This window comes from Quadrisphaera sp. RL12-1S (assembly GCF_014270065.1).
Lineage (GTDB): Bacteria > Actinomycetota > Actinomycetes > Actinomycetales > Quadrisphaeraceae > Quadrisphaera.
This window is the reverse complement of sequence record NZ_JACNME010000001.1, coordinates 182,689-195,674: the sequence shown is the minus strand read 5'-3', so window position 1 is coordinate 195,674 and position 12,986 is coordinate 182,689. Positions and strand designations below refer to the sequence as shown.

Genomic DNA, 12,986 nt, shown 5'->3' with positions numbered 1-12,986 from the left:
GCTGGCTCACGAGGGGTCCGCGGTGGACGCCGGGGCGCGCAGCGGCTCGATCCGCCACCACGAGCGGGTGCTCTGGCCGCGCTCGAGCACGCGCAGGTCGGTGCCGGTGCGCAAGGCGTCGGGCGGGCAGGTCATGGGCTCCACGGCGAGGCCCACGCGGTCGTCCTCGGGCTCGGGCCGGTCGGCGGTGTGCACCTGCACCCAGGGGCAGTCCTGCGGGTCCCAGTGCACGGCCACGCCGGTGCCGTCGGGGGCGAGCACCCGGGCCGTGCCGGCGTCGGGGCCGGTCAGCTGCGCGTACGCGTCGTCCACGGAGCGCCCGCGCAGCGGGGCGCCGCCGCGGAAGTCCAGGTCGGTGCCGTCCACGGGGCGCAGCTGCTCGCGGCCCGCGTCGTCGAGCAGCGGCAGGAGGCGGTCGGGGTCCACCGCGAGCGTCGCGCCCGCGGACAGCTCGAAGGTCCAGTCGTCCACGCGGCCGGGACCAGCCACCACGTAGGGGTGGATCGAGGTGCCGTAGGGCGCCGGCACGTCACCGACACCGGTGGCCTCCAGCTCCCACGTGAGGCCGGCGTCGGGCCCCTCCTCCACGAGCCGGTAGCTGACCCGCAGGTCCAGGTGCCCCGGGTACCCCGCCTGGGGCCAGACGGTGGTGCCGAGCACCACGGAGTCCGCGGAGCGCTCCACCAGGTCCCACGGCTGCCAGCACACGAGGCCGTGCAGGGCGCACGCGCGGTCGGGCTCGGTCAGCGCCAGCTGCTGCTCGGCGCCCCGCCAGGTCCACCGCCCGTCACCGGTGCGGTTGGGCCACGGCGCCAGCACCGACCCGCGGTAGTGCTTGCGGGGGGAGGCCTGGTCGAAGGGGACCACGAGGTCGCGGCCGCCGTCGGTGTACGACCGCAGGGCACCGCCGACCTCGGTGATCACCGCCCTCAGCGCGCCGGCGCTGATCTCGTGCTGCTCACCGGACGCGGGGACGGTCATGGGGGGAGGTTAGGCGCTCGGCGCGGAGGCGGGCACCGTGACCGGCCTGCGCGCGGACCCGGCCCGCACCACCTCGACCAGGTGCTCGTGGGCCGCGACGACGGCGCCCGGCCACACGACGCACCGCTCGACGCGTCCGAGGACCTCGGCGCCCGGGTCCACGGCGCTCTCGCCGCCGGTGGCCAGGAGGTTGGCCCGCAGGTAGTCGGCGGGGGTGCCGCAGTCGACCGCGCTGCCGGGTGGCACCACCGCGAGGTCGAGGCCGTCGTCACCGGGCTGGGCGGCCAGCTCCCGCCAGAGGACCTCGTACAGGCCGGAGGGGACGGGCCGCAGCCGGGCGACCAGGTGCGCCGGCAGGACGCACGAGCCCACGTAGCGGACCCCGGTGCCGTCCGGCGTGCGGAAGTCGGCGCGGGCGCCGGGCGCGGCGGGCTCGCACAGCAGGCGGCAGCGCCGACCGTCCCACCCGCGCACCAGGTCGGTGAGCAAGGCCGGCCCGTCGGGCATCCACGCGTCCGCGTTGGTGACCAGCACCGGGCGCCCGTCGAGCCAGTCCCGCAGCGCCCCCAGCGCCCCGGCCGTGCCCAGCGCCGGAGGCGGTGTCAACGGGCCCAGCGCCGGAGGCGCCGGGCGCGCAGCGGGGCGGGCGCCGGCGCGCTCGTCGTCCTCGTCTGCGGCGGGCAGGAGGTCCTCACGGCTCAGGTGGGCCCTGCCGGCCGCGGCCTGCGCCACCAGCTCCGCGAGCGCGTGCGCGTTGACGGCCACGCGGTCCGGGGTGGGCCGGTCGTCGCCGAGGGCCGCGGCCAGGCGGTCCAGCGCGCTGTCGAGCAGCGGCACGCAGCCGACGGGCACCAGGGCCTTGGGCAGCTGGTCAGTGAGGGGGCGCAGGCGGGTGCCGGCGCCAGCGGCGAGCACTACGCCCGCCAGCCCCTGCAGCGGGCCGTCCGCGGAGGCGGGGCGGCTCAGGGGAGGAGCCGTCCGCCGCGCGCGCCGTCGGCGAGGGCCTCGACCAGGCCGGTGAGGATGGACCGGGTGGCGGAGTCGGCGTCGCGGGAGGCCTCCGCGGGGGTCAGCCAGGCGAAGCCACGGGCCTCCCCGCCGGGCACGACCTCTGGGCGCTCGTCGACGACCACCCGGTAGACGACGTCCACCCGCCGCACCCGGGGCTCCACGAGCGCCGTCACGGGCGCGCCCACGCGCACGCGCAGACCGGTCTCCTCGCGCACCTCGCGCTCCACGCCCGGGGCCGGCGCCTCGCCGCGGTCGAGCAGGCCGCCCGGCAGGGACCAGCCGCCCCGGTGGGGCTGGCGCAGGAACAGGACGGCGCCCTCGTGCTCCACCGCGCAGACCGCGCCCACCGTGAAGCTGGGGGTGCCGGCGCGCACCAGCGCTCGCCGCACGGGGGCGGGGGTGACGCGGAAGGCGCTGAGCAGCGCGGTCTGCGCGCTGGCGCGCAGACCCGGGGGGACGCGCTCGAGCAGCGCGCCCAGCGGACCCGACCGGTGCCCCTGATCGCCCATCCCCGGAGCCTAGGCGCAGCGGCGCGACGGGCTCGGCGGGCTGCTCCTGCCGGGTGGAGTCCACCCCACCGGGCGCACCGGACGTCCCTCGTGGGCTCAGCACCGGGCGGCTGGTGGCCGATGGGAGCGGCGAAGTCGTCACTTCTGCACCTCCTGTTCATCCGTTGTCCCGCGGGCATCCAGGTCCGAGGAGGAGAGTTGGGTTCCGTGAGCAGTGCTGCACCGCTCGTCGGCGGGGTCCCGTCTGTCATCGGACACCGCGGCGCCAGCGGGTACCGGCCCGAGAACACCCTGGCCTCCTACGAGCTCGCGGCCCGCCTGGGGGCGGACCGCATCGAGCCGGACATCGTGCCGACGCGCGACGGGGTGCTGGTGCTGCGGCACGAGAGCGAGGTGACGCACTCCACCGACGTGGCGAGCCGTCCGGACCTCGCCGCCCGCCGCACCACCCGCGTGGTGGACGGCGAGGTGGTCACGGGCTGGTTCACCGAGGACCTCACCTTCGAGGAGCTCCGCTCGCTGCGCGCCGTGGAGCCGCGCCCGCACCTGCGCCCCACCACCACCGTCTACGACGGCCTCTACGAGGTGCCGACCTTCGCCGAGCTGCTCGAGCTGGCCGCGCAGCTGCGGCTGGAGCTGGGGCGCGCGGTGGTGGTGACCGCCGAGGTGAAGGACCCCTCCCGGTACGCCGCCGACGGCTTCGACATCGCCGCGCTGGTCATCGCCGAGCTGCGCCGGCTCGGGCTGGACTCCGCCGACGCGCCCGTGGCGGTGCAGTGCTTCGAGGCAGCGTTCCTGCGGCGGCTGCGGGCCGAGGGCCTGCGCGTGCCGCTGGTCCAGCTGGTCGAGGACGACGACGCCGGCCGCGCCGCGTGCACGCCCTGGGGCTTGCGCGAGGTCTCCACCTACGCGCAGGTGCTGGCGCCCTGCAAGGACATGGTGCTGCCGGTGGGCGCCGACGGGACGCTCGGCCCGGTGACGCCGCTCGTGGCCGACGCGCACCGCGCGGGCCTGGACGTGCACGTGTGGACGCTGCGCAACGAGAACGCCTTCCTGCCGCCGTCGCTGCGCGTGGGGCCCTCGGAGGCCGCGCCCGGGCGTGCGCTCGTGGAGCACCTGGCGTTCCTGGACGCCGGGGTGGACGGCATCTTCACCGACCACCCCGACACCGCCTTCGAGGCGCGGCGCCTGTGGGCCGCGGGCAAGGTGGTGCCCGGCGCGCGCCGCGCCGGCAGCGCCACGGGCGCCTCGGCCCCGGGGCAGCGCCTCGCCGGCTGAGGCCGCTGCCCGACGCCCGCGGGGGACGGCCTCGGGCGACCCCGGGTGTCGGTGGTCGGACGTAGGCTCGTCGAACGATGAGCACGCTCTTCGACGACCTTCCCCTCCCGGTCCCGCAGACCCCCGCCGGGTCGCCCTCGGACGACGGGCGCCCGGGCGTGCTCGCCGACAGGCCGGTGGTCCGGATCGACCCCGCGGCCCTGCTGGAGGGGCTCAACCCCGCCCAGCGCGAGGGCGTGCTGCACGAGGGGTCGCCGCTGCTGCTGGTCGCCGGCGCCGGCTCGGGCAAGACGCGCGTGCTCACGCACCGCATCGCCCACCTCGTGGCAGCCCGGGGCGCCCGGCCCGGGCAGGTGCTGGCGATCACCTTCACCAACAAGGCCGCCGGCGAGATGAAGGAGCGGCTGGAGGGGCTGGTCGGTCCCGCCGTCCGCTCGATGTGGGTCTCCACCTTCCACTCGGCGTGCGTGCGGATCCTGCGCCGCGAGGCGGAGGCTGCCGGGCTGCGGTCCAGCTTCTCCATCTACGACGCCGACGACTCCCGCCGCCTGCTGGCGCTCGTCGTCCGCGAGCTCGACCTCGACCCCAAGCGCTACGCCCCCCGCGCGCTGGCCACGCAGATCAGCAACCTCAAGAACGAGCTGGTCACGCCGGAGGCGCACGCCGCGAAGGCCGCCGACGGCACGCACGCCGAGCGGATCCTCGCCGAGGTCTACGCGCTCTACCAGGCGCGGCTGCGGCAGGCCAACGCGCTCGACTTCGACGACCTCATCATGACCACGGTCCGGGTGCTGCAGACCGTGCCCGCCGTCGCCGAGCACTACCGCCGCCGCTTCCGGCACGTGCTCGTCGACGAGTACCAGGACACCAACCACGCCCAGTACACGCTCGTGCGCGAGCTGGTCGGCGGCCCCGGCGCCACCTGGGGGCCCGAGGGACAGCCGGACGGGGTTCCGCAGGCCGAGCTGACGGTCGTCGGTGACGCCGACCAGTCCATCTACGCCTTCCGCGGCGCGACGATCCGCAACATCGTCGAGTTCGAGGAGGACTACCCGGACGCGAAGACCGTGCTGCTGGAGCAGAACTACCGCTCCACCCAGACGATCCTGTCTGCGGCCAACGCCGTCATCGCCAAGAACTCCGACCGCCGCCCCAAGAACCTGTGGACAGCCGAGGGCGCCGGCGAGCAGATCGTCGGGTACGTGGCCGACGCCGAGCACGACGAGGCGGCCTTCGTCGCCTCCGAGATCGACAGGCTCGTCGACGACGAGGGCGTGCGCTACGGCGACGTGGCCGTCTTCTACCGGACCAACGCGCAGTCGCGGGCGCTGGAGGAGGTGTTCGTGCGCGTCGGCATGCCGTACAAGGTGGTCGGCGGCACGCGCTTCTACGAGCGCCGCGAGGTCCGCGACGCCCTCGCCTACCTGCGGGCCCTCGCCAACCCCGACGACGTCGTCAGCCTGCGCCGCATCCTCAACGTGCCCAAGCGCGGCATCGGCGAGCGCGCCGAGGCGTGCGTGGCCGCCCTGGCCGACCGCGAGCGCATCGGGTTCCCCGCGGCGCTGGAGCGGGCCGTGGAGGCTCCCGGCATCGCCGCGCGCTCGCTGACGTGCATCCGCGGCTTCACCGACCTCATGGACGAGCTGCGCACCGTCGTCGAGGGCGGCGCCGGTCCGTCGACCGTGCTCGAGGCCGTGCTCGACAGGTCCGGGCTGCTCGCCGAGCTGCGCGCCAGCCTCGACCCGCAGGACGAGTCCCGCGTGGAGAACCTCGCCGAGCTGTCGGCCGTGGCGGCCGAGTACGAGCAGGCCAACCCCGAGGGGACCCTGGCCGACTTCCTCGAGACGGTCTCGCTCGTGGCCGACGCCGACCAGATCCCCGGCTCCGCCGTGGCCGACGGGGCCGACGAGGAGGCCGGGGAGGACAGCGGAGTCGTCACGCTGATGACCCTCCACACCGCCAAGGGCCTGGAGTTCCCGGTCGTCTTCCTCACCGGCCTGGAGGACGGCACGTTCCCCCACCAGCGGTCGCTGGCGGACGACGACGAGCTCGCCGAGGAGCGGCGCCTGGCGTACGTGGGGATCACCCGCGCCCGCCGCTACCTGCGGATCTCACGGGCGGCGTCCCGCAGCGCGTGGGGGCAGCCGCAGTACTTCCCGCCGTCGCGCTTCCTCGACGAGATCCCGCACGAGCTGGTCCGCTGGGAGCGCGCCGAGGCCTCGGGTGCGTCCGGGTGGGGCGGCGGTGCCGGCGGAGGCCGCGGTGGCTCGACCTACAACGCCGGTGGCTACGGCAGCAGCCACTCCTCGGCGCAGGCGAAGCTGGCCGGCACGCCAGGAGTGCGCACCGCGGGCACGCGGCCGGTGATCTCGCTGGCGGCGGGGGACCGCGTCACGCACGACTCCTTCGGCATGGGCACGGTCGTGGCCGTCGAGGGCACGGGCGACAAGACCGTGGCGCACGTGGACTTCCGCAGCGAGGGCACCAAGCGCCTGCTGCTGCGCTACGCCCCCGTCCAGAAGCTCTGACCCCCTTCGTGATCATGGGCGTTCCGCACACCGCAGCCCGTGATCACGGACCCGCCGCAGCGGTCCTCGCCACCGGCCCGTCCCCAGCACCGCACCGGCGGGGCAGGATGACGGGGTGACCGTGCTGCGCCTCGCGCTCCTGCAGTCCGCCGGCGTCCTGGGGGACGTCGCCGCCAACCTCGCCGAGCTCGACGAGCGCGCCGCGGAGGCCGCCGACGCCGGCGCCGGTCTGCTGCTGACACCGGAGATGTTCCTCACCGGGTACGAGCTGGGCGTGCAGCGGACGGCGGAGATGGCCGACCGCGCCGCCGGTGAGCTGGTGCCGGCAGTCGCCGAGGTGGCCCGGCGGCACGGGATCGCGCTGCTGGTCGGCATGCCGGAGCGGGTCGACGGGCAGGTGGTCAACACCGCTGTGCTCGTGGGCTCCGACGGCGAGGTGCTGGGGCACCACGTGAAGACCCACCTGTTCGGCCCGGACGAGCGCGACGCCTTCGTGCCGGGAGACCGGCCGGTGTCGCTGTTCGACGTCGGCGGCGTCAGGGTCGCCGTCCTCATCTGCTACGACGTGGAGTTCCCCGAGGCGGTGCGCGCCGCCGCGGCGGCCGGGGCGCACCTCGTGGCGGTGCCGACCGCCCAGATGGAGCCGTTCTCCTTCATCGCCGACGTGATCATCCGCGCCCGGGCCTGGGAGAACCAGGTCTACGTGGCGTACGCCAACCACTGCGGGCGCGAGGTCGACCTCGCCTTCGTGGGGCTGAGCAGCATCGTGGCCCCGACCGGCCAGGTGCTGGCGGCGGCGCCGCCCGGTGACGTCACGTCCAGCACGCTGCTGCTGGCCGACGTCGACACCGCCGTCGTCGAGGCGGGCCGCCGCGACAACCCCTACCTGGTCGACCGCCGGCTCGACATCCACCCCGGCCCCGCCACCACCTGATCCGCCCGACGCCCCGGCGCTGGGGGGATCCGGTCCACTCCTCGTGTGGCTCAGGGTGGCCCCGGTCCACTCCGAGCGGACCAGGGCCACCCTGAGCCGAACGAGGGCGGGGCCGGTCAGCGGTAGGGCGGCAGCCAGCCGGCCAGGCGCTGCGCGCCGGCGGCCACGCTCGCCGGGACGGGCACGCTCGACGGCACGTCGTCACCGGCGCGGGGCGCGCCCACCGCGGTGTGCAGCGGCAGCACGCCCGCCCAGGCACCGGGGTCCTCCGCCTCGTCCTCGCTGGCGCCGGCGGCGCGGACCTTGACGCTGGCCTCGTCCAGCGGCAGTCGCAGCACCAGCGTCGCGGCGAGCTCGCGGCGGGTCGGGCGGCGCACCTCCTCCCACCGGCCGGGCATGAGGTGCTCGGACAGCACCCGCAGTGCCTCCTCCTTCTCCTCGTCCGGCACCACGGTCGGCACTCCGTAGACCACGGCGCAGCGGTAGTTCATGGAGCTGTCGAACACTGTGCGGGCATACACCACGCCGTCGAGCACGGTCACCGTGGCGGTCACCGTCTGCCCGGCGGCCGCCGCGCGCAGCAGGCCGCCGCCGGTGGAGCCGTGCAGCAGCAGCGACTCGCCGTCGCGCGCCGACGCGATCGGCAGGACGACGGCGGCCGGCGCAGGAGTCTCGCGGACCACGGCGACGTGCGCGACCAGCGCGGTGTCGAGCACGTCGTGCAGCGCGGCGCGGTCGGTCACCTGGCGGTGCCCGTAGCGCGTGAAGCGGGTGCGGTCGGTCACGGGGAGCTCGGCCGAGGACGGTCCGGTGGTGGCGGGGCTGGCGGTCACAGGAGCAGACTGGCCGCCCAGTGGACCGGCCGGGGAGTCCACTCGAGCCCCGGACGAGCAGTCCACTGAGCCACTGCCGCGAGGAGGCCCGTGCGCACCGCAGCCGACCTGGACCTGCCCGTCACCCTGCAGCGCAGGGCCGGCGCGCCGCTGCACGTCCAGCTGGCCGACGCCCTGCGCGCCGCCGTCCGCGACCGTCGCCTCCCGCCCGGCGCGCAGCTGCCGGCCACCCGGCGCCTGTCCGAGCAGCTGGGCCTGTCCCGCGCCACCGTCACCGCCGCCTACGACCAGCTCGCGGGGGAGGGCTTCCTCGAGGCCCGCCACGGCAGCGGCACCCGCGTCAGCGAGCACGTCGGCGCGCTCCCGCAGCCGCGGACGCCTGCCCCGCCGGTGGTCGCGGCGCCCGAGGTCCCGGCAGCGGTGGACCTGCGCCCCGGGCGGCCGGACACCTCCCGCCTGGCCGACGCGGCGTGGCGCACCGCGTGGCGGGAGGCCACCCTCGCCGTCGTCCCCGACGACGAGCCACCGCCCACCGGGCTGCGGTCCCTGCGGGAGCAGGTGGCCGCCCACCTGCGGGCCGCCCGCGGCATCGACGCCGACCCCGCCGACGTGGTCGTGACCGCCGGCACCGGCGACGGCCTCGCCCTCGTCGCCCACGCCCTGCGCGCCCAGCGCGGCCGCGACCTGCGCGTGGTCGTCGAGGACCCGGGGTACCCCTCGTCGGCGCGCTGCCTGCGCCGCCTCGGGGCCCAGCTCCTCCCCGTGGACGCCGACGACGACGGCCTGCGCGTCGAGGCGCTCCCCGCTCCCAGCTCCGGCGCGGACGCGGTGCTCGTCACCCCCAGCCACCAGTACCCGTGGGGCGGTGTGCTGCCGCTGGAGCGCCGCGCGGCGCTGCTGGCCTGGGCGCGCCAGGCGGGCGCCGTCGTCGTCGAGGACGACTACGACGGCGAGTTCCGCTACGGCGCGGCGCCGCTGCCCGCCCTGGCGTCGCTGGCCCCCGAGCTGGTGGTGCACCTCGGGACGTTCTCCAAGGTGCTCTCGCCGTGGCTGCGCGCGGGCTACCTCCTGGCGCCCCCGGGGCTGCGCGGGGCGCTCGCAGCGGTCCGCGAGGACCTCGGCGCCCCCGTGAGCGGCGTCCTCCAGCGCGCTCTGGCGGCGCACCTGGCCGGCGGGGGCCTGCGGCGGCACGTGGCCAGGGTGCGCCGCGACCACGCCCACCGCCGCGACCTCCTGCGCCAGCTCCTGGCCGAGCACCCCCACCTGCGCCCCCGCGGGGCGGCAGCCGGTCTGCACGTGGTGGTCGAGCTGCCCGCGGGGACGGACGCCGCCGCCGTCGTGGCGGCCGTAAGGGCTGACGGCTTCGTGCTGGCGGACCTCGCCGCGTACGCGGTGGCCCGCACCGACCTGCCGCCGGCCGTCGTCCTCGGCTACGGCGCGGCGACGCTCACCGAGCTGCGCGGAGCCGTCACCGCGCTGGTCCGCGCCGCGCCGCCACCCGGTCGGCGAGACGCCCACCCCCCCGGTCGACGGCCAGGAGAGAGCAGGGGTGGGGCATGAGCACCCCTGAGGGACGGCGGCCGGTGGTGGTCGGCCACCGCGGAGCCAGCGCGCGCCGCCCGGAGCACACGCGCGCCGCGTACGAGCTGGCGGTGGCCGAGGGCGCGGACGGCGTGGACGTCGACCTGGTGGCCACCGCCGACGGCGAGCTGGTGGTCCGGCACGAGGCCGAGCTCAGCGACACCACGGACGTCGCCGACCACCCCGAGCTGGCCCACCTGCGCCGCACGCGCGTCGTCGACGGCGTCGCGCTGACCGGCTGGTTCTCCCAGGACCTCACCCTCGCGCAGGTGCGCACCCTGCGCGCCCGCGAGCGGCTGCCCCAGCTGCGGCCCGCCAGCGCCGCCCACGACGGCGAGCAGCCGGTGATGACCTTCGGTGAGGTGCTCGCGCTGCGCGAGGAGCTCGCGGCGCGGTCCGGCCGGCCGGTGGCGGTGTGGCCGGAGCTGAAGCACCCGGCGCACTTCGAGGCGGCCGGCCTGGCGCTGGAGCCGCGGCTGCTCACAGCGCTGGAGGCGTCCGGGCTGCTGGAGGACCAGGACGACGACGAGCCGCGCAGCGGCGGCCCGGCCGCTGCTGCCGCCGCCGTCGTCGTCGTCCAGTGCTTCGAGGTGGCACCCCTGCAGCGGCTGCGAGCAGCAGCCCCCGCGCTGCACCTGGCCCAGCTGACGCAGCCCACCGGAGCGCCCCCGGACCTGCGGCTGGCGGGCGACCACCGCGACTACGCCGACCTGTGCACCCCCGACGGACTGGCCGAGCTGCGGGGGTGGGCCGACGTCCTGGCCCCGCACCTGGTGCAGGTGGAGCCGCGCGACGCCCGCGGCCGGTCCGGTGCCCGTCGCGGCAGCCGCCTCGTGGACGACGCGCACGCCGCCGGGCTGGCCGTGGTGCCGTACACCGTGCGGCCGGAGAACACCTTCCTGCCCGCTGAGCTGCGCAGCGGCGACGGGCGCGACCTCGCGGCCCGCGGTGACGTGGCGGGGCTGCTGCGCCAGCTGCGCGACGACGGGGTGGACGGCCTGTTCACCGACGACCCCGCCGCGGCGCTCGCGGTGCTCGGCTGAGGCTGGTCAGGGGCTCGTCCGAGGGCCTGCGCGCGGCTCGTTAGGCTCGCGGGCGCACCCCGCGTGCAGGCCGGGCGGCCGACGAGCAGGTCCCGCCGGTGCGCGGGACACCCGCAGCGGCCGACGATGGAGGCGCAGCCCCAGTGGACCTGTACGAGTACCAAGCGCGCGACCTGTTCGAGTCCCACGGCGTCCCGGTGCTGCCGGGCCTCGTGGCCACGACGCCCGAGGAGGCCCGCGCGGCCGCCGAGCAGCTCGGCGCGGGCGACGGGAAGGTCGTCGTCGTCAAGGCCCAGGTGAAGGTCGGCGGCCGCGGCAAGGCCGGCGGCGTCAAGGTGGCGAAGACCGCTGACGAGGCCGAGGCGCGCGCCCGGGACATCCTCGGGATGGACATCAAGGGCCACACGGTCCACAAGGTGATGATCGCGGCCGGCGCCGACATCGCCACCGAGTACTACGTCTCCCTGCTGCTGGACCGCGCCGAACGGCGCTACCTGGCCATGGCCAGCGTCGAGGGCGGCATGGAGATCGAGCAGCTCGCGGTGGAGCGCCCCGAGGCCCTCGCCCGCGTGGCCGTCGACCCCTCGGTGGGCATCGACGCCGCCAAGGCGACGGAGATCACCACCGCCGCCGGCTTCGGCGACGACGTCGCGCCGCAGGTGGCCGACGTCCTCGAGAAGCTCTGGACCGTGTACCGCGAGGCCGACGCCACGCTGGTCGAGGTCAACCCGCTCGTGCTCACCGGTGACGGCCGCGTGGTGGCTCTGGACGGCAAGGTGTCGCTGGACGACAACGCCTCCTTCCGCCACCCCGACACCGCGGCCCTGGCCGAGGAGGAGGCCGCTGCCGGCGACCCGCTCGAGGCCAAGGCCCGCGCCAGCCACCTCAACTACGTCAAGCTCGACGGCGAGGTCGGCATCATCGGCAACGGCGCGGGGCTGGTCATGAGCACCCTCGACGTGGTCGCGCAGGCCGGCGAGGAGTTCGGCGGCGTCAAGCCCGCCAACTTCCTGGACATCGGCGGCGGCGCCTCGGCGCAGGTCATGGCCAACGGCCTCGACGTCATCCTCGGCGACCCGCAGGTCAAGAGCGTCTTCGTCAACGTCTTCGGCGGCATCACCGCGTGCGACGCGGTGGCCAACGGCATCGTCCAGGCGCTGGAGATCCTCGGCGACGAGGCCACCAAGCCCCTGGTCGTGCGCCTCGACGGCAACAACGTGGTGGAGGGCCGGCGCATCCTCGCCGAGGCCGCCCACCCGCTGGTGACCGTGGTGGACACGATGGACGGCGCGGCCCGCAAGGCCGCCGAGCTGGCCTCCCGCTGACGGCCCGGCTGAGCAGCTGAGAGAGGAACAGACATGGCGATCTTCCTGACCAAGGACTCCAAGGTCATCGTGCAGGGCATGACCGGCTCCGAGGGCCGCAAGCACACCCAGCGCATGCTGACCTCCGGCACCACCGTCGTCGGTGGCGTCAACCCCAAGAAGGCCGGCGAGACGGTCGAGTTCACGGGCGCCGACGGCGCTGCCGTGCAGGTGCCGGTCTTCGGGTCCGTGGCCGACGCCGTCAAGGAGACCGGTGCCGACGTCACGGTCATCTTCGTGCCGGCCTCCGGCACCAAGGCCGCCGCCGTCGAGGCGATCGACGCCGAGGTGCCCCTCGTGGTCGTCATCACCGAGGGCGTGCCGGTCAAGGACACCGCGGAGTTCTTCGCGCACGCGCAGGCGAAGGGCACGAGCCGGCTCATCGGCCCGAACTGCCCCGGCCTCATCACCCCGGGTGCGTCCAACGCCGGCATCATCCCCGCCGACATCACGCCCGCCGGGCGCATCGGCCTGGTCAGCAAGTCCGGCACGCTGACCTACCAGATGATGTACGAGCTGGCCGACTTCGGGTTCTCCACGGCCGTGGGCATCGGTGGTGACCCGATCATCGGCACCACCCACATCGACGCCCTCGAGGCGTTCCAGGCCGACCCCGACACCGACGTCATCGTCATGATCGGTGAGATCGGCGGCGACGCGGAGGAGCGCGCGGCGGCGTTCATCAAGGAGAACGTCACCAAGCCGGTCATCGGCTACGTGGCGGGCTTCACCGCCCCGGAGGGCAAGACCATGGGCCACGCCGGCGCCATCGTCTCCGGCTCCGCGGGCACCGCGCAGGCCAAGAAGGAGGCCCTCGAGGCCGCCGGCGTCAAGGTCGGCCGCACGCCGTCCGAGACGGCCGCCCTGGCGCGCGAGGTCATGCAGTCCCTCGCCTGACCTGCGCGTCGCAGCGGCGTCGCTGAC

The 12,986-nt window shown here is 75.9% G+C and carries 11 protein-coding genes; 7 read left to right on the top strand and 4 right to left on the bottom strand.

Annotation, left to right across the window (positions count from 1 at the left end; genetic code table 11):
* Positions 1-6: 6 nt before the first annotated feature.
* Genes H7K62_RS00815 through H7K62_RS00805 form a run of 3 tightly spaced genes read right to left on the bottom strand, consistent with a single transcriptional unit; the run spans position 7 to position 2,501 of the window.
* The gene (locus tag H7K62_RS00815) at positions 7-981 is read right to left on the bottom strand and encodes an aldose 1-epimerase family protein (RefSeq protein WP_186715511.1); all 975 of its coding nucleotides are present in this window, start codon (positions 979-981) and stop codon (positions 7-9) included.
* A gap of 9 nt (positions 982-990) precedes the next feature.
* Positions 991-1,896, bottom strand: coding sequence for a sugar phosphate nucleotidyltransferase (locus H7K62_RS00810; protein ID WP_222436854.1), 906 nt, complete (start codon positions 1,894-1,896; stop codon positions 991-993).
* Between the two features lie 47 nt (positions 1,897-1,943).
* Positions 1,944-2,501: an NUDIX hydrolase gene (locus tag H7K62_RS00805; protein ID WP_186715509.1), complete on the bottom strand. Its 558-nt coding sequence runs from the start codon at positions 2,499-2,501 to the stop codon at positions 1,944-1,946.
* Positions 2,502-2,708: 207 nt separating this feature from the next.
* Here H7K62_RS00805 and H7K62_RS00800 point away from each other — a divergent pair, with 207 nt between their 5' ends.
* The 3 genes from H7K62_RS00800 to H7K62_RS00790 all read left to right on the top strand — a co-directional run bounded on the left by H7K62_RS00800 (position 2,709) and on the right by H7K62_RS00790 (position 7,241).
* Positions 2,709-3,779 carry a glycerophosphodiester phosphodiesterase family protein gene (locus H7K62_RS00800; protein ID WP_186715507.1) on the top strand — a complete coding sequence of 357 codons (1,071 nt, stop codon included), beginning with the start codon at positions 2,709-2,711 and terminating at the stop codon, positions 3,777-3,779.
* 77 nt (positions 3,780-3,856) lie between these two features.
* Positions 3,857-6,307 carry a DNA helicase PcrA gene (gene pcrA, locus H7K62_RS00795; RefSeq protein WP_186715505.1) on the top strand — a complete coding sequence of 817 codons (2,451 nt, stop codon included), beginning with the start codon at positions 3,857-3,859 and terminating at the stop codon, positions 6,305-6,307.
* 124 nt (positions 6,308-6,431) lie between these two features.
* Positions 6,432-7,241, top strand: coding sequence for a carbon-nitrogen hydrolase family protein (locus tag H7K62_RS00790; protein WP_186716402.1), 810 nt, complete (start codon positions 6,432-6,434; stop codon positions 7,239-7,241).
* Positions 7,242-7,357: 116 nt separating this feature from the next.
* Here H7K62_RS00790 and H7K62_RS00785 read toward each other — a convergent pair whose 3' ends face one another.
* Entirely contained in the window at positions 7,358-8,074 is a 717-nt protein-coding gene (locus H7K62_RS00785; protein ID WP_222436853.1) for a pyridoxamine 5'-phosphate oxidase family protein, read from the bottom strand.
* Positions 8,075-8,164: 90 nt separating this feature from the next.
* Here H7K62_RS00785 and pdxR point away from each other — a divergent pair, with 90 nt between their 5' ends.
* The 4 genes from pdxR (at position 8,165) to sucD (ending at position 12,959) form a co-directional block, all read left to right on the top strand.
* Positions 8,165-9,634 (top strand): MocR-like pyridoxine biosynthesis transcription factor PdxR, encoded by a 1,470-nt coding sequence (gene pdxR, locus H7K62_RS00780; protein ID WP_186715503.1) that lies wholly within the window; start codon positions 8,165-8,167, stop codon positions 9,632-9,634.
* Positions 9,631-10,698: a glycerophosphodiester phosphodiesterase family protein gene (locus H7K62_RS00775; protein WP_186715501.1), complete on the top strand. Its 1,068-nt coding sequence runs from the start codon at positions 9,631-9,633 to the stop codon at positions 10,696-10,698. Before pdxR ends, H7K62_RS00775 begins: the two co-directional genes overlap by 4 nt.
* A 143-nt stretch (positions 10,699-10,841) precedes the next feature.
* A complete protein-coding gene (gene sucC, locus H7K62_RS00770; RefSeq protein ID WP_186715499.1) occupies positions 10,842-12,023 on the top strand; it encodes an ADP-forming succinate--CoA ligase subunit beta in 1,182 nt (393 codons plus the stop codon).
* A 33-nt stretch (positions 12,024-12,056) separates the two neighbouring features.
* Positions 12,057-12,959: a succinate--CoA ligase subunit alpha gene (gene sucD / locus H7K62_RS00765; protein WP_186715497.1), complete on the top strand. Its 903-nt coding sequence runs from the start codon at positions 12,057-12,059 to the stop codon at positions 12,957-12,959.
* The last annotated feature ends 27 nt before the right edge of the window (positions 12,960-12,986 follow it).